The sequence below is a fragment of the Thalassobius vesicularis genome (assembly GCF_004799325.1).
Classification (GTDB): Bacteria; Pseudomonadota; Alphaproteobacteria; order Rhodobacterales; family Rhodobacteraceae; genus Thalassobius; species Thalassobius vesicularis.
On the sequence record NZ_SSMD01000026.1, the window covers coordinates 1 to 759 of the forward strand.

A 759-nucleotide genomic window follows, 5' to 3' on the forward strand; every position below is an offset into this window, starting at 1 on the left:
CTCGTGAGGCCCGGATCGCAGCACAGATCGCACGCAGCGAGGCCGCCATTGCGCGGGCCTTGAGGGCGCTGGAACACACTGGGATAAGAACGCCTTTCGACCTAAGAGTCACCGAGGTCGGTGCCGAGCTGTTTCAAACCGTCGCTCCTGGTCAGGTCGTTATCCGTGCTAATGGCATCGCAGCCGCTGAGGTCGTGGCGCATCTGCCGATCGACAGCTTTCGCGGCTTATTGGGCGACACACCTGATGCGATCTCTGTTTCAGAGATGATGCGCGCCATGCCCTTCACGCAGATTGATGTGGTTCTCAGTCCGTTGTCAGATCCATCGCAGATGTGGTCAGCCCACATTAGTCGGGTCGAGGGGGCGCTTGACGCCCGCGCTCGGACGGTGCCGGTCGTGGTGGCAGTCGATAATCCATACGCTGGAGCTAACCCACCAAACCGCATGCCGCTGGTTCCAAACATGCAAGTGCTGATTTCCTTCCAAGGCGCGCCGCTCACCGATGCCATTGTAATTCCTGAAACAGCGCTCCACGGCCGTATGGTACGCGTCGTCGGTCCCGGTGGCCTCTTAGAATTGCGCCCGGTCTCTGTTGCCCTTTCTCAGAATGGGCGCATCGTCATCGCCGACGGAATCGAGCCGGGCGAAATCGTCGTCATCGACGACATCGCTCCTGCTATTCCCGGCATGGCGCTGACGCCGATCGAGGTCCAGCCATGATACGTTGGTTCACGGGCCATCCGACGGCGGGCAACCT

Annotated in this window: 1 protein-coding gene; it reads left to right on the forward strand. The window is 60.6% G+C overall.

Features of this window, described 5'->3' with window-relative positions:
• On the forward strand, positions 1-722 hold a 722-nt coding region (locus E7681_RS18915; protein WP_211089840.1), incomplete at its 5' end, for an efflux RND transporter periplasmic adaptor subunit.
• Positions 723-759: the final 37 nt, after the last annotated feature.